Source organism: Marinibacterium sp. SX1 (assembly GCF_050389775.1).
In the GTDB taxonomy this organism is placed as follows: Bacteria; Pseudomonadota; Alphaproteobacteria; order Rhodobacterales; family Rhodobacteraceae; genus Marinibacterium.
The window spans coordinates 850,387-870,982 of the sequence record NZ_CP177144.1 but is presented as its reverse complement, the minus strand read 5'-3'; the positions used below and the strand labels follow the sequence as shown (position 1 = coordinate 870,982).

Annotated in this window: 18 protein-coding genes; 9 read left to right on the top strand and 9 right to left on the bottom strand. The window is 69.7% G+C overall.

Annotated elements, in window-relative coordinates; genetic code table 11:
- Positions 1–25: 25 nt before the first annotated feature.
- The 4 genes from ACK3BB_RS04020 (at position 26) to ACK3BB_RS04005 (ending at position 4,058) form a co-directional block, all read left to right on the top strand.
- Positions 26–655 (top strand): queuosine precursor transporter, encoded by a 630-nt coding sequence (locus tag ACK3BB_RS04020; RefSeq protein ID WP_428927445.1) that lies wholly within the window; start codon positions 26–28, stop codon positions 653–655.
- A gap of 601 nt (positions 656–1,256) precedes the next feature.
- Positions 1,257–1,676, top strand: coding sequence for an alternative ribosome rescue aminoacyl-tRNA hydrolase ArfB (gene arfB, locus ACK3BB_RS04015; RefSeq protein ID WP_428927444.1), 420 nt, complete (start codon positions 1,257–1,259; stop codon positions 1,674–1,676).
- A gap of 312 nt (positions 1,677–1,988) precedes the next feature.
- The gene (locus ACK3BB_RS04010) at positions 1,989–2,729 is read left to right on the top strand and encodes an SDR family oxidoreductase (protein WP_428927443.1); all 741 of its coding nucleotides are present in this window, start codon (positions 1,989–1,991) and stop codon (positions 2,727–2,729) included.
- A 303-nt stretch (positions 2,730–3,032) separates the two neighbouring features.
- Complete coding sequence (locus ACK3BB_RS04005; protein ID WP_428927442.1) at positions 3,033–4,058, top strand: P1 family peptidase; 1,026 nt, start codon at positions 3,033–3,035, stop codon at positions 4,056–4,058.
- Between the two features lie 431 nt (positions 4,059–4,489).
- Here ACK3BB_RS04005 and ACK3BB_RS04000 read toward each other — a convergent pair whose 3' ends face one another.
- Complete coding sequence (locus tag ACK3BB_RS04000) at positions 4,490–4,912, bottom strand: c-type cytochrome (protein ID WP_428927441.1); 423 nt, start codon at positions 4,910–4,912, stop codon at positions 4,490–4,492.
- A gap of 225 nt (positions 4,913–5,137) precedes the next feature.
- On the opposite strand from ACK3BB_RS04000, the gene ACK3BB_RS03995 reads away from it, so the two are divergent.
- Positions 5,138–5,656: an isopentenyl-diphosphate Delta-isomerase gene (locus tag ACK3BB_RS03995; protein ID WP_428927440.1), complete on the top strand. Its 519-nt coding sequence runs from the start codon at positions 5,138–5,140 to the stop codon at positions 5,654–5,656.
- A gap of 430 nt (positions 5,657–6,086) precedes the next feature.
- Here ACK3BB_RS03995 and glpK read toward each other — a convergent pair whose 3' ends face one another.
- The 4 genes from glpK to ACK3BB_RS03975 all read right to left on the bottom strand — a co-directional run bounded on the left by glpK (position 6,087) and on the right by ACK3BB_RS03975 (position 10,508).
- Positions 6,087–7,565: a glycerol kinase GlpK gene (gene glpK / locus ACK3BB_RS03990; RefSeq protein WP_428927439.1), complete on the bottom strand. Its 1,479-nt coding sequence runs from the start codon at positions 7,563–7,565 to the stop codon at positions 6,087–6,089.
- On the bottom strand, positions 7,562–9,142 hold the full coding sequence (gene glpD / locus ACK3BB_RS03985; protein ID WP_428927438.1) for a glycerol-3-phosphate dehydrogenase: 1,581 nt from the start codon (positions 9,140–9,142) through the stop codon (positions 7,562–7,564). The genes glpK and glpD overlap by 4 nt, the downstream gene beginning before the upstream one ends.
- Before the next feature lie 63 nt (positions 9,143–9,205).
- Positions 9,206–9,880, bottom strand: coding sequence for a hypothetical protein (locus ACK3BB_RS03980; RefSeq protein WP_428927437.1), 675 nt, complete (start codon positions 9,878–9,880; stop codon positions 9,206–9,208).
- Between the two features lie 145 nt (positions 9,881–10,025).
- A complete protein-coding gene (locus ACK3BB_RS03975) occupies positions 10,026–10,508 on the bottom strand; it encodes a twin-arginine translocation pathway signal (RefSeq protein WP_428927436.1) in 483 nt (160 codons plus the stop codon).
- 805 nt (positions 10,509–11,313) lie between these two features.
- On the opposite strand from ACK3BB_RS03975, the gene ACK3BB_RS03970 reads away from it, so the two are divergent.
- Positions 11,314–12,741 (top strand): ABC transporter substrate-binding protein, encoded by a 1,428-nt coding sequence (locus tag ACK3BB_RS03970; protein ID WP_428928815.1) that lies wholly within the window; start codon positions 11,314–11,316, stop codon positions 12,739–12,741.
- A gap of 96 nt (positions 12,742–12,837) precedes the next feature.
- Here the strand turns inward: ACK3BB_RS03970 and ACK3BB_RS03965 are convergent, their stop codons facing one another.
- From ACK3BB_RS03965 to ACK3BB_RS03950, 4 genes are all read right to left on the bottom strand, one after another.
- Positions 12,838–14,172: an amidohydrolase family protein gene (locus ACK3BB_RS03965; protein WP_428927435.1), complete on the bottom strand. Its 1,335-nt coding sequence runs from the start codon at positions 14,170–14,172 to the stop codon at positions 12,838–12,840.
- A gap of 157 nt (positions 14,173–14,329) precedes the next feature.
- On the bottom strand, positions 14,330–14,578 hold the full coding sequence (locus ACK3BB_RS03960) for a hypothetical protein (RefSeq protein ID WP_428927434.1): 249 nt from the start codon (positions 14,576–14,578) through the stop codon (positions 14,330–14,332).
- A gap of 215 nt (positions 14,579–14,793) precedes the next feature.
- Entirely contained in the window at positions 14,794–15,960 is a 1,167-nt protein-coding gene (locus ACK3BB_RS03955; RefSeq protein ID WP_428927433.1) for an acetoin utilization protein AcuC, read from the bottom strand.
- Positions 15,961–15,965: 5 nt separating this feature from the next.
- On the bottom strand, positions 15,966–17,096 hold the full coding sequence (locus tag ACK3BB_RS03950; protein ID WP_428927432.1) for a DUF3095 domain-containing protein: 1,131 nt from the start codon (positions 17,094–17,096) through the stop codon (positions 15,966–15,968).
- 153 nt (positions 17,097–17,249) lie between these two features.
- Between ACK3BB_RS03950 and ACK3BB_RS03945 the strand changes: the two genes are divergently transcribed.
- From ACK3BB_RS03945 to ACK3BB_RS03935, 3 genes are read left to right on the top strand one after another with little or no spacing between them, the layout of a single operon-like run.
- Positions 17,250–18,197, top strand: a complete 948-nt coding sequence (locus tag ACK3BB_RS03945; RefSeq protein ID WP_428927431.1) for an ABC transporter permease — start codon at positions 17,250–17,252, stop codon at positions 18,195–18,197.
- Positions 18,194–19,009 (top strand): ABC transporter permease, encoded by an 816-nt coding sequence (locus ACK3BB_RS03940; RefSeq protein WP_428927430.1) that lies wholly within the window; start codon positions 18,194–18,196, stop codon positions 19,007–19,009. Before ACK3BB_RS03945 ends, ACK3BB_RS03940 begins: the two co-directional genes overlap by 4 nt.
- A complete protein-coding gene (locus ACK3BB_RS03935) occupies positions 19,006–20,592 on the top strand; it encodes an ABC transporter ATP-binding protein (protein ID WP_428927429.1) in 1,587 nt (528 codons plus the stop codon). The genes ACK3BB_RS03940 and ACK3BB_RS03935 overlap by 4 nt, the downstream gene beginning before the upstream one ends.
- Positions 20,593–20,596 lie beyond the last annotated feature (4 nt).

Below are 20,596 nucleotides of genomic sequence, written 5' to 3'. Positions count from 1 at the left end.
AACCTTGTAAAAACGGGCATCTGACATGACACGCACTCTCTGGCCGGGCATCCTGGCCATGGCCGCCATCGTGGTGGCCTCGAACATCCTCGTACAATTCCTCTTTGGCCAATGGCTGACCTGGGGCGCCTTTACCTATCCGCTGGCCTTCCTGGTCACCGACCTGACCAATCGGCTCTATGGTCCGGCCCAGGCCCGCAGGGTCGTGCTGGCCGGCTTTGCCGTCGGCGTCGCCTGTTCCTTCGTCGGCACCCAGATCATGGGCGAGTTCGGCCCGCTGGTCACCCTGCGCATCGCCATCGCCTCGGGCGCGGCCTTCCTCTGCGCGCAGATGGTCGACGTGGCGGTCTTTACCTCGCTGCGCGGCCGGGCCTGGTGGCAGGCCCCGCTGGCCTCGACCCTCATCGGCGCCACGCTCGACACGGCGATCTTCTTCTCGGTGGCCTTTTCTGCCGCGCTGGCCTTCGTCGAACCGGCCAATGACGTGGCCTGGGCCAACGAAGCCCTGCCCCTGCTGGGCACCGGCCCGGTGGCCCCGCTGTGGGTCTCGCTGGCCGTGGCCGACTGGGCCGTCAAGCTGTCGCTGGCCCTGATCGCCCTGGTGCCGTTCCGCCTGATCGTGCGGCGGCTGACGGCGAAATCGGCATTTGTCTGAAGATTTTTCTTGGTGGATCGCCGGGTCCGTGCCACGCTGGGTCTAACAGCAACAGCGTGAAAGGAGGTGGTCCAGTGTCAAGAAAGGTATTGGAGCGAGGTGTCGGGACAGGTCCGGAGGCAGCCAACTGAGGCAGCCCTTGGCGGTTGACCGTCCGGATGACCGGATCAAGGTCTGACCGACCCACCTCCGAAAACTTTCGAAAGGGCCGTCCGGGCATGACCGGGCGGCCCTTTTCCGTTTCGCCCCCGCACCGGGCGCCGGACCGCCCGGCAAAGTGGCGAAAACCGCGCCGCTGGCCGGCGATTCTCCGTCGAATGATCACATGGGCACGGGCCCATCGCCGTACGACCGTAGGGCACGGACATCACCCCGTCGCCGCATCACCGCAGCACAATGATGCCCCTACCCCCGTCGCCGCATCACCACAGGGACATGGGCCCCGCCAAACCGCCGCATGAACACGGGCGCGTGAGGCCCAGCCCGGGCGCGTCATGACCTCGTGGCCTCATCGCTATGCCGTATGGCCTTGCACCCCCACGCCCTGACCACGCGCGCGGTGGCCTTTTTCCCCTGCCCCACTTGGCGTATGGATGACCCCATGTTGCGGATAACCGACAAGATCGCGCTGGAAGACTGGGAGCTGACCGAACAATTCGTTCGGGCCAGCGGGCCGGGTGGCCAGAACGTCAACAAGGTCTCGACGGCCGTCGAACTGCGCTTCGAGGCCGAACGCTCGCCCGCGCTGACCCCGCCGGTCAAGGCCCGGCTCAAGCGGCTGGCCGGCCGGCGCTGGACCCTGGAAGGCGCCATCGTGCTGTTCTGCGACGAAACCCGCAGCCAGGCCCGCAACCGCGAGATCGCCCGCGAGCGCCTGGCCGAACTGGTTCGCAAGGCGCTTGTCGCCCCCAAGCGCCGCATCCCGACCAAACCGACGCGCGGTTCACAGCGCCGGCGGGTCGATGCCAAGAAACAACGCGGCGCGGTCAAGGCCCTGCGCGGGCGCGTCAGCGACGATTGATCGCCGCGCCATCGCCCGCGCCTGTGCTGGTCGCCTGACCCGCCCTGTTCCCGCATCCTGCGCCGGTCGCTTGATTGCCCCCGTTCCATTGCCTGGAACCGGCCGCCCTAATCCGTTTTCCCGGTTTGAACGGCTTGCCCACCCGGCCTCGTTCCCGCGTCCTGTAACGGCCGCCCGCCCGGCCCTCTGCCTGGTCTTGAGCCGGCCACGCACCCAACCCCGTTCCCCCGGTTCGCAAGGGCTCTTCCCCCGTCTTGCACTGTCCGCCCGACCGGCCCAAGGTGCGGGCCAGGACCAGGAGGAGGGGACATCATGCGCCTGAAGGACAAGACCGCGATCATCACCGGGGGCGGCTCCGGCTTCGGCGCCGGCATTGCCGCCAAGTTCATCGCCGAGGGCGCCCGGGTCATGATCGCCGACATCAACACCGAGGCCGCCGAGACCGTGGCCGCCGAGCTGGGCGCGCTAGCCCAGGAAGTGGATGTCAGCGATGCAGCCAGCGTCGAGGCCATGGCCCGGACGGCGATCGACGGGCTGGGCCATGTCGACATCCTGGTCAACAACGCCGGCATGACCCACCTGCCGACGCCGATGGAAGAGGTCGACGAAGACGCCTTTGACCGGGTCTTTGCCGTCAATTGCAAATCGGTCTACCTGACCGCCCGGGCGCTGGTGCCCCACATGAAATCGCGCCACTCGGGGGCCATCCTGAACGTGGCCTCGACGGCCGGCGTCTCGCCCCGGCCGCGGCTGAACTGGTACAATGCGTCCAAGGGCTGGATGATCACCGCCACGCGTACAATGGCCGTCGAGCTGGCCCCAGAGGGGATCCGCGTCAATGCCGTCAATCCCGTGGCCGGCGAGACGCCCTTGCTGAAATCCTTCCTGGGCGAGGATACGCCCGAGATGCGGGCCAAGTTCCTGTCCACCATTCCCATCGGCCGGTTCTCGACCCCCGAGGACATTGCCAACGCCGCCTGCTATCTCTGTTCGGACGAGGCCTCGATGGTCACCGGCGTGGCCATGGAAATCGACGGAGGCCGCTGCATCTGACACCTGAACCCGCCTTTTCTGCCGTCGGCGCTGCGCGGGTGTTTTTGGTGTGTCGCCCCGAAGGGGCGCTAGAAACAAACTTCCCCGGAGGGGCGCTAAAGGTAATGTTGCCCGAAGGAGCGCTTGAGATAAGCTTGCCACAGGAGCGCCAGAGTTAACCTCCCCCGAAGGCCCACCAGTAACAACCCGCCCCGCAGGGGCGCCCCCCTCTCCTCGCCCCGAAGGGGCGCTTCCCTCACCCCCGCCCCGAAGGGGCGCCCTGACCACCCGCGCGCCGCAGGCGCGCGCCAGACGGACGACCAGATGACACCCGGACCGCGCAACCAGATCACCGATATCGCCGGCCTGCGGGTCGGCCATGCCGCCGATGCGGCGCTGAAATCCGGCACCACGGTGCTGACCGCCGATGCGCCCTTCACGGCCTCGGTCCATGTCATGGGCGGCGGGCCGGGCACCCGCGAAACCGACCTGCTTGCCCCCGACAAGTCGGTGGCGCGCGTCGATGCGCTGGTCCTGTCGGGCGGCTCGGCCTTCGGCCTCGACGCCTGCGGCGGCGTGATGGAGGCCCTGCGGGCCGAGGGGCGGGGCTATCGCATCGGCCCGGCGGTCATCCCGCTGGTGCCCGGGGCCATTGTCTTCGACCTGCTCAACGGCGGCGACAAGGCCTGGGCCGCCAACCCCTATGCCGCGCTCGGCCATGCGGCCTGCCGCGATGCCCGGCCGGATTTTGCCATGGGCTCGGTCGGTGGTGGCACCGGCGCGCTGACCGCGCGGATGAAGGGCGGGCTGGGCTCGGCCTCGCTGGTGCTCGACGACGGGGTGACCGTGGGCGCGCTGGTCGTGTCCAACCCGATGGGCGCGGTGACCACGCCCGGCGACCGGCATTTCTGGGCCGCGCCCTTCGAGATCGACGGCGAGTTCGGCGGGCTGGGGCCGGACCCGGCCTCCGGGCTGGGCCGCCGGCTCGACAGCCTCAAGACCCGGGCCTTCCTGCAACAGGCCGGCCAGGCGCCGGGCGAGCGGGCCAACACGACAATTGCCATCGTCGGCACCGATGCCGCGCTGACCAAGGCCGAATGCCAGCGGCTGGCCATTGCCGCCCATGACGGCATCGGGAGGGCCACCCTGCCGGCCCATGCGCCCGGCGACGGCGACCTGGTCTTTGCCCTGTCGACCGGCGCGCGGCCCGTGACGCCCGAGAGCCGGGCGCTGGACACGATCTGCCATGCCGCCGCGCTGTGCCTGTCGCGGGCGATCGCCCGGGCGGTCTACCTGGCAAGGCCGGCCCCGGGCGACCTGCTGCCCTGCTGGGCCGAGCTGAACGGCTGACGCGTGGTGCCCCCGGTCCGCCGGGGGAACAGGGCGGTTTGTACTGGACCGACAAGGCGGCCGGCACCGGGGCCAATGGCCAGCGGATCGGGGTAAAAAGGCCGGCCCCTCCGGAACAACGAGATCAACGGCACCGGGACAACTTGCCGGCGCAGCGGGACACCACGACTATCGGCCCGAGACAACATGCCGGCGGAGCACGGGGAGACGTGCCCCGGCGAAGGGGAAAGAGGCCAATCGGGTTTGAGGCACGCCCGGCCAAGGGCGGGGCATCTGCAAGGTCGATTGGCGGGGCCGACGCCCGGCCTGTTGACGGGTGGTCGCCCGGTGGCGGGGATACCCCGAGATCACCCGCCCCCGACAGACCGCCGCAAAAGCGAAAGGCCGGGCACGGGGCCCGGCCTTTCGGCATCAATCCGTCTGCGGGCGGATCATTCGCCCGAGACGCTCACCAGGTAGGCATAGATGTCATCGCCGCCCTTGCGCAACTTGAAGGCCATCTTGGACTTGGCCCCGCTGTCGTCCAGCTGCTCTTCGAGCCAGGCGCTGGGGTCGAGCAGGTAGGCCGTGAAATTGTCGAACTCCCAGACCGTTCCGGTCTCGCCGACGGCCACGATGCTGTCGCCGTAATTGTAGTCTCCACCAGCCACTTGCCGGCCGATCACGCCGTAAAGGTTGGGTCCGGTCTTGCCGCCCTTGACGATGACGTCACCGTTGTCGGCAACGATCTCGTGGCAGGACTTGCACTTGCGGAACTCCTTCTCGCCCTTCCCAGCGTCGCCGGTTTCGTGTCCAGCTGCCAGGACCGGTGCGGCCAGCAGGCCGGCGATCACGGTTGCAACGATGCGATGCATGGTTTCCTCACTCCTGTTTCTTCTCGACGAAGTTGTATGGGGCACCGGACCAGAGTCAACGGCACCTTAGGCTCGGTCCAGAGGCTTCAGCATAGGCCGGTCGGGCGGCGGCGCCCATGGGTCATCCCTGCCCCGGGCAGCGCCGAAACGCCGCATCTTTCGGCAGTGGGGGAAGCGCCGGCAGGGGGCTTGCGCAGGGCGGGCCGGCGGCCTATCTGCCCGCGGATGACGATGATACCCGCCTGGATCGACGGCCGGCTGACCCCGGTGGACAAGCTGCATGCCCATGTCGCGGGGCTGCGCCACAAGGCCGTGTCGGTCTTTGTGCGGCGCGGAGACGAGATCCTGCTGCAGCAGCGGGCCCTGGGCAAGTACCACACGCCCGGGCTCTGGGCGAACACCTGCTGCACCCATCCCCATTGGGACGAACCCGCCCGGGCCTGCGCGGTGCGGCGCCTGGGCGAAGAGCTGGGGCTGACCGGGGTGGCGCCGGTCTTTCGCCAGCAGCTGGAATACCGGGCCGAGGTCGGCGGGGGGATGATCGAGCACGAGGTGGTCGACGTGTTCCTGGCCGATGTGCGCGACCCGCCGGTCCTGGCGCCCGATCCGGGCGAGGTGATGGCCACGCGCTGGGTCGGCCTGCCGGCGCTGCTGGACGAGATCGGCGCGGCGCCGGAGCGGTTCACGCCCTGGCTGCGGATCTACCTGGAACAGCACCGGGACGGGATCCTGGGCGCGGCGTGATGGCAGCGGTGTGACGGGGTTGCGTGAGCGAGGCTGCGTGTCGGCGTTGCCGAGGCGGTGTGACACCAGCCGTGTGACACCGGCGGTGTGACGGGACGCGAGGTTGTATGGCGCGCCTGACCGGGGACATGGCCCGGGGGCAGGCGGACGGCCGGATATTTTCAAAGAGAAAGAAGCAGGGGTGTGGCCTTTGCCTGGGGACGGCACGGGCGGAGGGCGAGCGGCCGGATACTTGGGAAGAGAAAGAAGCAGCAGGGCGGCACCCGGCATCGGGGCCGGAGATGCGCGGGGACATGGTTGAGGCGCGCAGAGTGGCATTGCCGGGGCCGGGTGAGCCGGGTCGGTGGACAAGGTCCGGGCCGGGTGCGTGGTGGGGCACGGCCAGAATCGGGGCCGGGAACGGGGCCAGGTGAGCCGGGGCCGGCGCCGCTCAGAAAGAGAGGGCGGCGTCGACGGCGCGTTTCCAGCGGGTGTAATCGGCCTGGCGCGTGGCCTCGTCGGCCTGCGGTTCGAACCGGCGGTCCAGCGCCCAGCGGTCGGCAAAGCCCCGGGCATCGGGATAGATCCCGGCCCGCATGCCGGCCAGCCAGGCCGCGCCGAGCGCCGTGGTCTCGGCCATGACCGGCCGGTCGACCGGCGCGCCCAGCACGTCGGACAGGCGCTGCATCGTCCAGTCGGAGGCCACCATGCCACCATCGACGCGCAGGACGGTATCGCCGCTGCCCGCCCCGTCGGCCCGCATGGCTTCCCAGAGATCGCGCGTCTGGAAGGCCACGCTTTCCAGCGCCGCCCGGGCAAATTCGGCCCGGCCCGAACCGCGCGTCAGGCCAAAGACCGCGCCCCGGCTATCGGGCGCCCAATAGGGCGCGCCGAGCCCGGTGAAGGCCGGCACCAGCGTCACGCCCTGGGCCGCGTCGGCCGCTTCGGCCAGCGGCCCGCTGTCGCCGGCGGCCTCGATGATCTGCAGCGCGTCGCGCAGCCATTGCACCACCGCCCCGGCCACGAAGATCGAGCCTTCGAGCGCATAGGTCACCTGGCCGTCCAGCCGGTAGGCAATCGTCGAGAGCAGCCGGTGGGTCGAGGCGACCCGTGTGGCCCCGGTGTTCATCAGGGCGAAACACCCGGTGCCATAGGTGGATTTCAGCATGCCCGGTTCGAAACAGGCCTGGCCCAGGGTGGCCGCCTGCTGGTCGCCGGCCACGCCCAGGATCGGCACCGCCCCGCCCAGGATGTCGGTCGTGCCGAAATCGGCCGCGCAATCCAGCACCTCGGGCAGCATGCGCATCGGCACGTCGAAGAGCGCGCAAAGCTCGCTGCTCCAGTCGCCGCTGTTGATGTCGTAGAGCGCCGTGCGCGCGGCATTGGTCGCATCGGTCACATGGCGCCGGCCGCCGGTCAGGCGCCAGATCAGGTAGCTGTCGACCGTGCCGAAGAGCAGCTCGCCCCGGGCGGCCCGCTCGCGGCTGCCGGGATGGGCATCGAGGATCCAGGCCAGCTTGGTCGCCGAGAAATAGGGATCGAGCAGCAGCCCCGTCGTGTCGGTCACCAGCGCCTCGTGGCCGGCGTCGCGCAGGCGGGCGCAGGTCGGCGCGGTGCGGCGGTCCTGCCAGACGATCGCCCGGCCCAGGGTTTCGCCCGTCTCGCGATCCCAGACCAGGGTGGTTTCACGCTGGTTGGTGATGCCGATCCCGGCAATGTCGCCGGCCTCCAGCCCGGCCCGCTCGACCGCCTCGCGCAGCGTTGCGGCCACGCTGTCCCAGATGTCGGACACCTCGTGCTCGACCTGGCCCGAGGCCGGGTAATGCTGGGGGAATTCCCGCTGGGCCGTTGCCACCGCGCGCATCTCGCCGTCGAAGACGATGGCCCGCGACGATGTCGTGCCCTGGTCGATCGCCACGATATGGCTCATTGTGCTGTCTCCTCCTCGTCACGCCCGACGCCCGGCACCGCCCCGGCCATGAAGACCTCCAGCGCCCGGGCCTCGTCCTCGCTCAGCCGCAGCCCCAGCTTGGTGCGCCGCCAGAGCACGTCGGCCGCCGTGCGGGCATATTCCCGCGTCATCAGCCAGCGCACCTCGGCCTCGCTGAGCCCGCCTCCGAAATCGCGGCCCAGCCCGGCCCGATCCGTCGCCGCGCCCAGCACCTCGGCCGTTTCGGTGCCATAGGTGCGGAACAGCCGAAGCGCCTCGCCCGGCGCCAGGAACGGATAGCGCTCCTGCAGGGCGGCCACCGCCGGGTCGACCCCGGCCACCTCGATGTCCCCGCCGGGCAGGGCCACGCCGGCCGTCCAGGGGCCCCGGGCCACGTCGATCACCCCGCCGATTTTCTCCAGCGCCGATTCGGCCAGCCGCCGATAGGTCGTGATCTTGCCTCCGAAGACCGACAGCAGGGGCGCCCCGGTCCGATCCAGCGTCAGCACGTAATCGCGCGTCGCCGCCGTGGCCGAGCTGGCCCCGTCGTCGTAAAGCGGCCGCACCCCGGAATAGCGCCAGACGATATCCGCCCGCGTCAGCGGCCGGCGGAAATAGCCCGAGGCAAAGGCCAGCAGGTAATCGGCCTCGGCATCGGTGCATTCGGGCGGCGTGTCGGCATCGCCATGGTCCTGGTCGGTCGTGCCGATCAGGGTGAAATCCTGTTCATAGGGAATGGCGAAGATGATCCGCCCGTCGGATCCCTGGAAGAAATAGGCCCGGTCGTGGTCGAACAGGCGTTTCGTCACGACATGGCTGCCCCGCACCAGCCGCACCTTTTCGCGGCTGTTCACATGGGCCACGCGGCCCAGCACGTCGGCCGCCCAGGGCCCGGCGGCATTGACCAGCAGCCGGGCCCTGTGCTCGGTCTCGGTGCCGGCCGAATCGCGGCAGGTCACCCGCCAGTGATCGGCCTCGCGCACGGTCGACACGACTTCGGTGCGGGTCATGATCCGGGCGCCGCGGGCCTCGGCATCGCGGGCGTTCAGCACGACAAGCCGGGCGTCCTGCACCCAGCAATCGGAATATTCAAACGCCGTGGCAAAGCGGTCCTGCAGCGGCTGGCCGGCCGCATCGCGGGTCAGGTCCAGCCGTTTGGTGCCCGGCAGGATCTGGCGCCCGCCCAGGGTATCATAAAGCATCAGCCCGGCGCGGATCATCCAGGACGGCCGCTTGCCCTTCATCCAGGGCATGAACGTGTTCAGCAGCCGGGCCGCCGGGGTTTCGGTGTCGAAGCGCATGTCGGACGACAGGGGCAGGACAAAGCGCATCGGCCACGAGATATGCGGCATGGCCCGCAGCAGGGTTTCCCGTTCCTGCAGGGCCTCGCGCACCAGGCGGATCTCGAAGTATTCGAGATAGCGCAGACCGCCGTGGAACAGCTTGGTCGAGGCCGAGGACGTGGCCTGGGCCAAATCGCCCTTTTCGGCCAGGGTGACCGACAGGCCGCGCCCGGCGGCGTCGCGGGCAATGCCGCAACCGTTGATCCCGCCTCCGATGACAAAGATGTCCTGCATGCCCGCCCAACTCCACTTGTCCTGCGTTCGCCTGCCCTGTGTAAGGCGCTAACAGCCCGGGCTTCAAGGACCCAGATGGCCGGAATCCGGGGGTTTTCGCCGATGCCGGGCCGGGCGCAGCAGGCGCAGGTCAAGCGCGGCCAGCCCGCCGGCCAGCGCCACGGCCACCAGCAGAACGGCTTTCGACACCGGGCCCATGGCGCCGTCGATCCGGGCGGCGTGGATGCAGGTGGTGGCCACGACGCCCAGGGCCAGCAGGTTGTGCAACCAGCGCCAGGCCGTGTCGGACAGGATCGTCCGGCGGGCCAGGCGCCGGCGCAGGGCGACCAGCAGGGCGGTCAGGACGATGCCCCACATGGCCAGGAACCCGTGCACGGCAAAGGGCGTCGGCGCGCGCAGCAGCAGCACGTCCAGCGTGTCCATCGGGCTGGTCAGGAACAGCCCGCCGACATGGACGGCCACCAGGGCCACCAGCCCGGTGCCGATCCGCCGGTGCCAGCGCCGGGCCAGGGCCGGCGCCAGGCCGGGCATGTAGCCGGCGGCCAGGAGCGGCTGGATCAGCATCAGCGACAGGCAGAGGATGCCGGCAAAGCCGCCGATGACATAGGCCGCGCTGCGCCAGGCCAGGTAGGGGCTGAACGCGGCCACGACGACCGGCCCGACCATCAGGCCCGCCACCAGCGCCCAGGCCAGCGCCGCCCGGATCGCGCCGGGCCGCTGTTGTGTCACAGGGCTCATCGGGGCGTTGGGCTCATCGGGGCGTTGGGCTCATCGGGGCGTTGGGCTCATCGGGGCGTTGGGCTCATCGAGGCGTTCGGATGCTCACGGGATGCGACCGAGGTGTTCAGGCGGCCAGATGTTCAGGGTCGACCGCGCCGAGACCTCACGCCGGGGCCAGGACGAAATCGGCACTGACCGAGGTGTCGCTGGCCGAGGGCATGACCGGGCGCAGGAACACCGTGCGGAACTGGCCGTCATCATAGGCCAGGTGGGCATGGGGCTGGCCGAAATTGGGCACGATCTGCTCCATCTCCAGTTCGAACCGCCCGCCCGGCCCGGTCAGGACCGAGCCATGGTTGCGCGGCTCGCGCTCGCCGCCCAGGGTCGTCGCGGCCCAGATCTGGATGCGCACGTTCTGCAGCGCCGCGCCGTCACCGGCCCGCAGCACCTTGCCCCGCACGAAAAAGCCCCGGCCCAGCCGGTCGACCATCGGCGCATCGGGCCGGTAATTGTTGCTGCCCCCGCGCATGGTCTGCGTCGGCGCCAGCCCGGCGGCCCGGGCCGGCACCGGCCGCATCAGCGCCCCCGCGCCGGCCATCCCGGCAGCGATCAGAAAGGAACGTCGGTCGTGGAAAGGGGTGGTCATCGGGTCATCTCCCTTGGTGCCCCTGCGCCGAGACGCGCCAGCAAGGGCGCGGCGACGCGGCCGCAGCGGGGTGTCACGGACAATCGTCGCCCCGAGAATAGCCCGCCCGGCCCCGCCGATCATCCGCCTTCACGCCACAATCGCGTGAACCGACCCCCGCCCCCTTCGCAGATCCCCGCGAACCTCCACCACGGCCCGCGTGCCCCCTGCCGCGCCCGCGCCCCCTGCCCGACATCCCTACGCCCCATGCGGTCCCCGCCTAAGCCCTCGTCACAGCCCCCTCGCACCCCGGCTCCGCCACGCGCTCGCAGGTTCCTTGCCATGGTCCACGCCGCACTCATGCGATCCCGGCCCCGTGCAACCCGGCTCCGCCACGCGCCCGCAGGGTCCCCGCCACGGTCCACGCCGCACTTGCGCGATCCCGGCCCCGTGCGGCCCTGGTGTTCCCCGCTCCCGTCCTCGCCACATCCCCGGCGCGTATCCCGCCCGCCGGCCCCGCCACGCCCCCGCAGGTCCCCTGCCTTCCGCCCATGGCCCACACCCGCGCATGTCCCTCGCCCAGCCCCTGGGCCCCGCCCGGCGCGCGCCGCCTGCGACCGGGCCAAACCACGCCAAACCGGGACAAAACACTTGTCTCACCGACACTTCTTGCCAAAACTCCCCCCCGGAAGGCCGCCGCGCACAGGCTGGCCACCAACAGGGAGCCTCCACGATGACCCGTTTCACCCTGCGCCCCGCATCCCGCCCCGCGCGCCGCCCGACCCTGCGCCTTGGCCTTGCCAGCGCCCTGGCGCTTGTCGCCGGGATGGGCGCCGCCCAGGCCCGCGATGCCATCACCATCGCCATGCAGCTTGAACCGCCGCATCTCGATCCCACCTCGGCCGCCGCCCAGGCCATCGACCAGGTGGTCTATACCAACATCTTCGAAGGCCTCACCCGCTTCATGGGCGACGGTTCGGTCGTGCCCGGCCTGGCCGAAAGCTGGGACATCTCGGACGACGGCCTGACCTATACCTTCCACCTGCGCGACGGCGTCACCTTTCACGACGGCACCACCATGGACAGCGCCGACGTCAAGTTCTCGCTCGACCGGGCCCGCGCCGATGACAGCCAGAACGCCCAGAAGGCGCTCTTTGCCGGTATCGCCAGCGTCGAGACCCCCGATCCCCTGACCGCCGTGGTCACCCTGTCCGAACCCAACGGCTCGCTGCTGTTCAACCTGGCCTGGGGAGATGCCGTCATCGTCGCCCCCGAAACCATCGAGACCATCACGACAAATCCCGTCGGCACCGGGCCCTATACCTTTGCCGACTGGGTCCAGGGCGACCGCATCGACCTGGCCCGCAACCCCGATTACTGGGGCGACCAGCCGGCCATGGCCACGGCGACCTTCAAGTTCATCTCCGATCCCACCGCCGCCTTTGCCGCGATGATGGCCGAGGATGTCGATGTCTTCACCGGCTTCCCCGCCCCGGAAAACCTGCCCCAGTTCGAGGCCGATCCCCGGTTCCAGGTGCTTGTCGGCTCGACCGAGGGCGAGACCATCCTGTCGACCAACAACGCCCTGCCCCCGCTCGACAACCCGCTGGTGCGCCAGGCCATTGCCCATGCCATCGACCGCCAGGCCATCATCGACGGCGCGATGTACGGCTATGGCACGCCGATCGGCACCCATTTCGCCCCGCACAACCCGGCCTATGTCGACCTGACCGGCCTGTCCAGCTATGACCCCGAGACAGCCAAGGCCCTGCTGGCCGAGGCCGGCCTGCCCGACGGCTTCACCACCACGCTGAAACTGCCGCCGCCCTCCTATGCGCGGCGCGGGGGCGAGATCGTCGCCGCCCAGCTGCGCGCCGTGGGGATCGAGACCGAGATTTCCAACCTCGAATGGGCGCAATGGCTGGAACAGGTCTTCAAGGGCAAGGATTTCGGCCTGACCATCGTGTCCCATACCGAGCCCATGGACATCGGCATCTATGCCCGGCCTGATTATTACTTCCAGTATGACAACCCCGAGCTCCAGGCCCTGATGGCCGAGCTGGATGCCACCACCGACCCCGATGCCCGGGCCGAGATGCTGGGCCAGGCCCAGACGATCATCGCCGAGGATTACGTCAACGGCTATCTCTTCCAGCTCGCCGCCCTGACCGTGGCCAAGGCCGGGATCAACGGCCTGTGGGCCAACGCCCCGACCGCGGCCGTCGACCTGACCGGCGTGACCTGGGACGAGTGATCGCGCCTGCCGCAAACGACACAAGGCCCCGGGGTCCGGGGCCTTGTTCACCTGTCGTCCAAACGCGCGGCGGGGCCCGACCGCCTGTTGCGCGGCCTAGTCGACCGCGTTCTTGTAGATCTTGCCGTCCTTCATGATCAGGTCGAAATTGGCCTCCGGGTCGGCCACCAGGTCAATGTCCTCCAGCGGGTTGCCATCGACAAGGATCAGGTCGGCATAGGCTCCCGGCTCCAGCACACCCAGCGGGCCATCCTGGTAGGGATGGCGGGGCCCGGACAGCTCAAGCAACTCGGCATTGGTCGAGGTTGCCATGCGCATCACCTCGTAGGGCGTGTACCAGCGCTGCAACTTGGCCAGGAACGCGCCCTGCCGCGCCGCCAGGGCCGGGTCGAACAGGATGTCGGTGCCAAAGGCAACCTTGACGCCGACCTCCCTGGCCGTCCGATAGGCCCTGTCCGTGCCATTGGTCACCGCGATCCACTTGGCCTGGCTGAACGGATCGTCAAAGGTGAACCCGTCCTCGTCGTCCAGCAGCGGCTGGATCGACAGCCAGACATCGTAGTCGCGCATCATTTCCATGGTCTCGCGGCTGACGAGAAACCCGTGCTCGACCGATTTCACCCCGGCCTCGATGGCCAGCTGCACGGCCTCGTCGGTGAACAGGTGCGAGGCGACATAGGTGTTGTAGGTATCGGCGACCTCGACAAAGGCCTTGAGCTCGTCGAACGTGTATTGCCGCACGTCGAGCGGGTCATAGACCGAAGACACCCCGCCCCCGCCCGAGATCTTGATCTGCGACGCGCCCATCCGCATGACCTCGCGGGTGCGCTTTGTCACCTCGGCCACGCCGTCGGCCATGGCCATCAGCCCGACGCCATACCAGTACCATTGCGAATCCCCCGGGTTGGTCGGCACCGCCTGGTAGGGGCGATAGTCGAAATGGCCGCCGGTCTGGCCGATTGGCGGCCCCGACGGCAGGATGCGCGGGCCGGGGATCTCGCCGGCGTCGATCATCTTCTTGGTGGCAAACGGGTTGCCACCGACGTCGCGCACGGTGGTGAACCCGCGCATCAACGTGGCCTCGGAGCCCAGCGCGCCCCGGATCGCGACTTCCAGGATGTCGCCGGTGACCACCGTACTCTGCGCGGCGCAGCAATAGGACGTGTGCCAATGGACGTCGATCAGGCCGGGGATCATCGTGCGCCCGCCACCGTCGATCACCCGGCCGCCGGCAACGACAAGGTCATCGGTCGATATCTCGGTGACCAGATTGCCGGTCACGACGACGTTGGCATTTTCGATCAGCGTTTCGTTCACACCGTCGAAGACATTGACGTTGGTGAACAGGATCGGCCCGGCCTCCTGCCCTTGCAGGGCGGAAGCGGCCGAGGTCAGGAATGCGGCGACCACCGCAGCTTTGAAACACGACATCTGCGCGACACCTACATGATGGACCCTGTCCCACTCACCCTATTGGCGACCCGTCCGGCCGACAACCGGGCACCGGTCGGTTCAACCAGGGGCCGATCATGCCATCGCTCGGGGCCGCGCATCGATCCGGCCAAGCCCTGCCCGCCCCCTGACGGCCTCACTGCAAGGGCCGGCCCAGGATGCGCTCGGCCGACAGGAACACAGCGTCCAGCTCGGGGGTCATCTTGCCATCGTCCGTGATGGCCTCCCTGTCCGCCGCCAGGCCGGACACCAGATCGTCCAGCAGGCCGGGCCGGATCTCTTCGAGGCGGGGCAACAGCGCCGCAAGGATATAGGCCGCGCCGGCATCGGTCTTGTCCATCGTCATCCCCTCAATTGTCGTCAATTGCAGCCACATGATCGCCATGTCGCCGTCCGACCCCATGCAAGGGCATCGACCTCCCCCCTGTCAATCCGCCCCCTCGGCCCCAGGGCCATACCGCCCCCCGGGCAAAAAACACCGCACCCAGGCGCCCCGGCCCCGTAGGGCGGGCCTCGGCCCGCCGCCGCCTCAACCCGCGCGACGCCAGACCCGGAACCGCCCCGCCAGCAACCGCATGATGTCAAACGCCCGCCTCTCAATCAGGCCCAGGCCCGTATCCCGTCCTGCAGCACCGCGATCCTCTCCCGGATCTCCGCCCTGACCGGCCCGCCCCTCGGCGCATCGGCCAGCGTAGTGAACCAATGCTCCGGCGGGTTCTTCCCCCTCCGGTTGCCCTCGAACGTCAGCGCCCGCAGCACCGCCTCGGCCGCGCCCGTCACCCGGTCGGGCAGCGCGATCCCGTTGAGCTCGGCCCAGACCCCGGTCCACAGCCGCCCCACCGACCACGGATTGTACCCGCCCCCGCCCAGCACCAGCAGCCGCGGGGCCAGGCCCATCAGCCCGCGCACCACTCCCCGGTGGGCATTGTTCGACAGGCCCAGGTGCGACAGCGGGTCCTCCTCGACCGCATCCGCCCCGCATTGCACCACCACCGCCTCGGGCCGGAACCCGGCCACCGCCGGCAGGATCAGCCCGTCGCGGATCGCCGCCATCTCGTCGTCGTTCAGCCCCCTCGGCACCGGCAGGTTCAGCCCCGATCCCCCGGCCCGGTCTTCCAGCGCCCCGGTGCGCGGCCACAGCCCCTCTTCGTGGACCGACACCATCAGGCAATCGGGATCGCCGGCAAAGCCCACCTCGACCCCGTCGCAATGATGGGCATCGATGTCCACATAAGCGATCCGCCGCACCCCGTGATGGCGCAGCGACAGCATCGCCAGGACCGGATCGTTGAGAAAGCAGAACCCGTTGGCCCGCCCGGGCATGCCGTGATGCGTACCCCCGGCCGGATGATAGACGACGCCCCCGCGTGCCAGCAGCTCGCCGGCCAGGATCGACCCGCCCGCCGCCGTCGCTGGCCGCCGAAAGACCTCCGGGTAGACCGGGTTCGACACCGTCCCGATCCCAAAGCGCGCCGTCTCCTCCCGGCTCACCGCCTGCCGCGCCTCGGCCCGTTGCAGGGCGGCGATGTAATCGCGATGGTGCCAGGCCTCCAGCAGGTGCGGCTTGGCCCGTGGCGAGGTCAGGTAGGCCGCGCCCGGCAGCCAGCCCATCGCCCGCGACAGGTCCATCACCGTCGATACCCTGGGCACCTTCAGCGGATGCCAACCACCATAGGTCGACCGCCGATAGATCTCGTTGCCGATGAACAAAGGCCGGTGCCGCGGGTCGGGCCCCCGCGCCGCGCCCCTGTCTTCTTCTTGGCCCAAGTACCTCAACCCCGCCCTTTCAGCCGCGCCGCCGCCCGGGTATAGCCCCCGGCCGCCCCGTCGACGAAATGCATGTGGTCGTCATCGAAGGCCGACGGCACGATGCAGGTCATCATCGCCTCGTCCTGCAACTCCAGCCCATAGCGCAGCACACCCTCGGCCGCACCCCGGTCCAGCAACCCGGTCAGCGCCTCGACCGTCGCCCGGTCGCAATCCAGCGTCATCTTCAACCCGTCGTCGAACTTGCGGAAATCGGCGTTGCGGCTGGTGTCGCGCACGTAGCGCGCCACGTCGAACCCCCGCGGCCCCAGCCCCGTGCGCAGCACCGCCCAGGCCGCAAAGCTCTCCTTCAGCACGGCCAGCCGCCCCCGCCCCGAAGCCGCCAGCTCCAGCTTGAGCCCCGGCGACGGAAAGCGCACCCGCCCGCCGGTCTCGGGCACCGGGTGGCCGCCCCGGTCCAGCGCGCCGGTCAGGGTCAGCACCTCGCGGCAGAGCGCCCGGAAGGCCCGTGCATCGCCCCCCTCGACGGGCAACACCAGCAGCGACACGATATGGCCGTGGCGCGCCTTCATGTGCGACCACCGGCAGGACAGGCCCGTCAGGTCGGGCCGGGCCGTGCCGGTCGCCCCGGGCACCACATCCATGCCGATCCGCCCGGCCTTCAGCTCGGCCTCGGCCCAGGCCATGCCTCCGCCCGAGAACATCGCGTAATCCACGGCCTCGGCCACCTGGTAACGCGCCACGCCCAGCTCCTTGCCCGCCGCCCGGATCCGCGCCACCGGCACCAGCGCCACGCGCAGATGCAGCCCAAAGGCCTCCTGCGCCCAGCCCTGCACGGCCTGCAACGCCGCCCGTGCGCTGTCGGCGTCACCGTCGGGCACGGCAAAGGACGCCCCGTCGCCTCCGAAGACAAAGGGAAAGGCCCGCCCCGGCCGGGCGTTCCGCTGGGCCGAGATCACCGCCGCGCCCACCATGTTGACCGTTTTATAGGCCCCTTCGGCAATCGCCCGGGTGCTGTCGGCAATATCGGCCACCCCGACCCACCAATCATCGGGCAACGGCCGATAGGCCGCGTCGCGCAGCAGCGCGTCGAAGGCCGCAACCGGCGTCAGCCCATCGTAGAAAAGGTCAGCCATCCGGCCTCCTGCCCCGCTCCTGCGCGTTTTCCGCCCCGATGGTGCCTCCTGACGGGCAGAGCAGGCAAGTCACCTTTGCGGCAGGCCATCCCCCGGGCCTGCCACGGGTTTTGCCACTGGACCGCCCCCGGGACCGCCCCTAACCTGCCGCCGATGCTGCACTACACGATCAAACGACTGGCCTCCCTGGTCATCAGCCTGGCCGTTGCCTCGCTGGCCATCTTCTTCGTCATCGAAATCGTGCCCGGCGATCCGGCCAGCTACATGCTGGGCATCAATGTCCAGCCCGACACCCTGGCCGCCCTGCGCGCCGAGCTGGGCCTCGACCAGTCGCGGCTGGACCGCTACGTCAGCTGGATCACCGGCATGCTCGCCGGGGATTTCGGCACGTCCTATACCTATCGCACGCCGGTCGCCCGCATGGTTGCCGACCGGCTGTGGATCACCCTGCCCCTGGCCGGCTATGCCCTGGTCCTGTCGCTGGTCATCGCCTTTCCCGCCGGGATCTATGCTGCCGCCCGCCGGGGCCGGGCCGGCGATACCGCCGTCATGGGCGCCACCCAGCTGGGCGTGGCCATCCCGAACTTCTGGTTCGCCATGTTCCTCGTCCTGATCTTTGCCATCCGCCTGCGCTGGTTCAACGCCGGAGGCTTCCCGGGCTGGGACAACGGCCTGTTTGCCGGCCTGCGCGCCCTGACCCTGCCGGCCATCGCCCTGGCCCTGCCCCAGGGCGCCATCCTGGCCCGGGTCATGCGCTCGGCCCTGATCGACGTGCTGGGCCAGGATTTCATGCGCACCGCCCGGGCCAAGGGCCTGTCGCGCCGCCAGGCCCTGTGGCGCCATGCCCTGCGCAATGCCCTGATCCCCGTGCTGACCATCGTCGGCATGCAATTCTCGTTCCTCATCGCCGGCACGATCATCATCGAACAGGTCTTCTACCTGCCCGGGCTGGGCCGGCTGATCTTTCAGTCGATCTCGGCCCGTGACCTGATCGTCGTGGAATCGGTCATCATGCTCATCGTCTTCGCCGTGATCGTCATCAACTTTGCCGTCGACCTGGCCTATGCCCTGATCGACCCCCGCCTGAGAGCCCGGACATGAGCCGCAACTTCCTGATCGGCGCGGCGCTCAGCGCGACGATGGCCGCCCTGGCCTTGGTCTCGCTGGTCTGGACCCCCTACGACGTCACCGTTCTCGACATCCCCAACAAGCTGCAGGGCCCCTCGGCCGCCCATCCCCTGGGCACCGATCAGCTGGGCCGCGACCTGCTGTCGATGACCATGGCCGGGCTGCGCACCTCGATCGCCGTGGCCGCCCTGGCCATTGCTGTGGGCCTGGCCGCGGGCATCCCCCTGGGCCTGGCCGCCGCGGCCAACCGCGGGCGCTGGCCGGACGAGCTGATCATGCGGGGCAACGACATCGTCTTTGCCTTTCCCTTCCTCGTCATGGCCATCCTGATCACCGCCGTCTTCGGCCCCTCGGCCATCAATGCCGTGCTGGCCTTCGGCATCTTCAACATCCCGGTCTGCGCCCGGGTCACCCGGGGCGCCGCCCTGTCGCTGTGGCAGCGCGAGTTCATCATGGCCGCCCGGGTGTCGGGCAAGTCGGCCACGCGGATCTCGGTCGAACATATCCTGCCCAATGTCTCCGACCTGCTGATCGTCCAGGGCACGATCCAGTTCGCCCTGGGCATCCAGGTCGAAGCCGCCCTGTCCTTTGTCGGCCTGGGCGTCCAGCCCCCGACGCCATCGCTGGGCCGGATGCTGGCCGATGCCCAGACCCTGGTCACCATCGCCCCGCACATCGCCCTGGTGCCCGGGCTGGCCGTCGTGCTGACCGTGCTGGGCCTCAACCTGCTGGGCGACGGGCTGCGCGACATGCTCGACCCCCGGCTGAAGGCCCGCCGCGCATGAGCCTGCTGACCATCGATTCCCTCTGCCTGGACATCGCCGGCACACCGATCCTGCGCGATGTCTCGCTGGCCATCGCCCCGGGCGAGATCCTGGCCATCACCGGCGAAAGCGGGTCGGGCAAGTCGCTGACCGCCCTGGCCGCCATGGGCCTGCTGCCCGACGGGGCCAAGGCCCGCGGGCGGCTGATGCTGGGCGACACCGACCTGCTCACGCTGGGCGAAGACCGGCTCTGCGCCATCCGGGGCCGCGACATCGGCATGGTCTTCCAGGAGCCGATGACCGCGCTGAACCCGGTGCGCCCCATCGGCGACCAGGTGGCCGAGACCATCCTGGTGCACCGCGCCATGACGCCCGAGGCCGCCCGACAAAGGGCGGAAGAGGTGCTTGCCCGCGTCGGCCTGCCGCCCGACCGCTTCCCCCTGTCGCGCTTTCCCCATGAATTGTCCGGCGGCCAGCGCCAGCGCGTGGTCATTGCCATGGCCATTGCCCTGAAACCCCGCCTGCTGATCGCCGACGAGCCGACAACCGCGCTCGACGTCACCACCCAGGCCCAGATCCTCGCCCTGCTGAAACAGCTCGTGGCCGAAGACGGCATGGGCCTGATGATGATCACCCACGACCTGGCCGTGGTCGCCGACATGGCCGACCGCATCGTGGTCATGCAGACCGGCCGCGTGGTCGAAACCGGCCCGACCGCCCAGTTGCTGCGGCAACGCCAGCACCCCTACACGCGCATGCTCTTCGCCGCCTCGGCCCACCAGGTCACCCTGCCTCCGGCCCCGCCACCCCGGCCGCTGCTCGAAATCCGCAACGTTGTGCGCAGCTACCGCACGCCCCGCCCCCATCCCTTTGCCCGGCCGGGCCGGTTCGAGGCCGTCAAGGGCGTCAGCTTCACGCTCAACCGCGGCGAACGGCTGGGCCTGGTCGGCGAATCCGGCTGCGGCAAATCCACCCTCACCCGCGCCCTGCTGGGCCTCGACCCGGTGCAGGGCGGAGACATCCTGTTCGACGGCCGGCCGATCCTGACCCGGGGCACCGTCGATCCCTCCATCCGCCGGCGCATGCAGGTCGTGTTCCAGGACCCCTACGGCTCGTTCAACCCGCGCCACCGGGTCGAACGGCTGGTCACCGAGCCCTTCCACCTGCTGGACGACCCCCCCACCGGCGCCGCCCGCCGCCACGCCGTCGATGCCGCCCTCGATGCCGTCGGCCTGCAGCCCTCGGACGCGGGCAAGTACATCCACGAATTCTCGGGCGGCCAGCGCCAGCGCATCGCCATTGCCCGGGCCCTGATCATCCGGCCCGACATCATCCTCTTCGACGAGGCCGTCTCGGCGCTGGATGTCTCGGTCCGCGCGCGCATCCTCGACCTGATCGCCGATCTCTGCGGCAGCCACGGCCTGACCTACCTGTTCATCAGCCACGACCTGTCCGTCGTCCGGTCCGTGACCGATCGGGTCATGGTCATGCAATCGGGCCAGATCGTCGAACAGGGGCCGACCGAACAGGTCTTTTCGGCCCCGAGCCACCCCTACACGCGCAGCCTGATCGACGCCGCCCCGGTCCTGCCGGAGATCGCTTGACCCG

What these genes read in the sequence shown, in the direction of transcription:
- ACK3BB_RS04020 (WP_428927445.1), top strand. Translation starts at nt 26, where the DNA reads ATGACACGCACTCTCTGGCCGGGCATCCTGGCCATGGCCGCCATCGTG.
- arfB (WP_428927444.1), top strand. Translation starts at nt 1,257, where the DNA reads ATGTTGCGGATAACCGACAAGATCGCGCTGGAAGACTGGGAGCTGACC.
- ACK3BB_RS04010 (WP_428927443.1), top strand. Translation starts at nt 1,989, where the DNA reads ATGCGCCTGAAGGACAAGACCGCGATCATCACCGGGGGCGGCTCCGGC.
- ACK3BB_RS04005 (WP_428927442.1), top strand. Translation starts at nt 3,033, where the DNA reads ATGACACCCGGACCGCGCAACCAGATCACCGATATCGCCGGCCTGCGG.
- ACK3BB_RS04000 (WP_428927441.1), bottom strand. Translation starts at nt 4,912, where the DNA reads ATGCATCGCATCGTTGCAACCGTGATCGCCGGCCTGCTGGCCGCACCG.
- ACK3BB_RS03995 (WP_428927440.1), top strand. Translation starts at nt 5,138, where the DNA reads ATGACGATGATACCCGCCTGGATCGACGGCCGGCTGACCCCGGTGGAC.
- glpK (WP_428927439.1), bottom strand. Translation starts at nt 7,565, where the DNA reads ATGAGCCATATCGTGGCGATCGACCAGGGCACGACATCGTCGCGGGCC.
- glpD (WP_428927438.1), bottom strand. Translation starts at nt 9,142, where the DNA reads ATGCAGGACATCTTTGTCATCGGAGGCGGGATCAACGGTTGCGGCATT.
- ACK3BB_RS03980 (WP_428927437.1), bottom strand. Translation starts at nt 9,880, where the DNA reads ATGAGCCCTGTGACACAACAGCGGCCCGGCGCGATCCGGGCGGCGCTG.
- ACK3BB_RS03975 (WP_428927436.1), bottom strand. Translation starts at nt 10,508, where the DNA reads ATGACCACCCCTTTCCACGACCGACGTTCCTTTCTGATCGCTGCCGGG.
- ACK3BB_RS03970 (WP_428928815.1), top strand. Translation starts at nt 11,314, where the DNA reads ATGGGCGCCGCCCAGGCCCGCGATGCCATCACCATCGCCATGCAGCTT.
- ACK3BB_RS03965 (WP_428927435.1), bottom strand. Translation starts at nt 14,172, where the DNA reads ATGTCGTGTTTCAAAGCTGCGGTGGTCGCCGCATTCCTGACCTCGGCC.
- ACK3BB_RS03960 (WP_428927434.1), bottom strand. Translation starts at nt 14,578, where the DNA reads ATGGCGATCATGTGGCTGCAATTGACGACAATTGAGGGGATGACGATG.
- ACK3BB_RS03950 (WP_428927432.1), bottom strand. Translation starts at nt 17,096, where the DNA reads ATGGCTGACCTTTTCTACGATGGGCTGACGCCGGTTGCGGCCTTCGAC.
- ACK3BB_RS03945 (WP_428927431.1), top strand. Translation starts at nt 17,250, where the DNA reads ATGCTGCACTACACGATCAAACGACTGGCCTCCCTGGTCATCAGCCTG.
- ACK3BB_RS03940 (WP_428927430.1), top strand. Translation starts at nt 18,194, where the DNA reads ATGAGCCGCAACTTCCTGATCGGCGCGGCGCTCAGCGCGACGATGGCC.
- ACK3BB_RS03935 (WP_428927429.1), top strand. Translation starts at nt 19,006, where the DNA reads ATGAGCCTGCTGACCATCGATTCCCTCTGCCTGGACATCGCCGGCACA.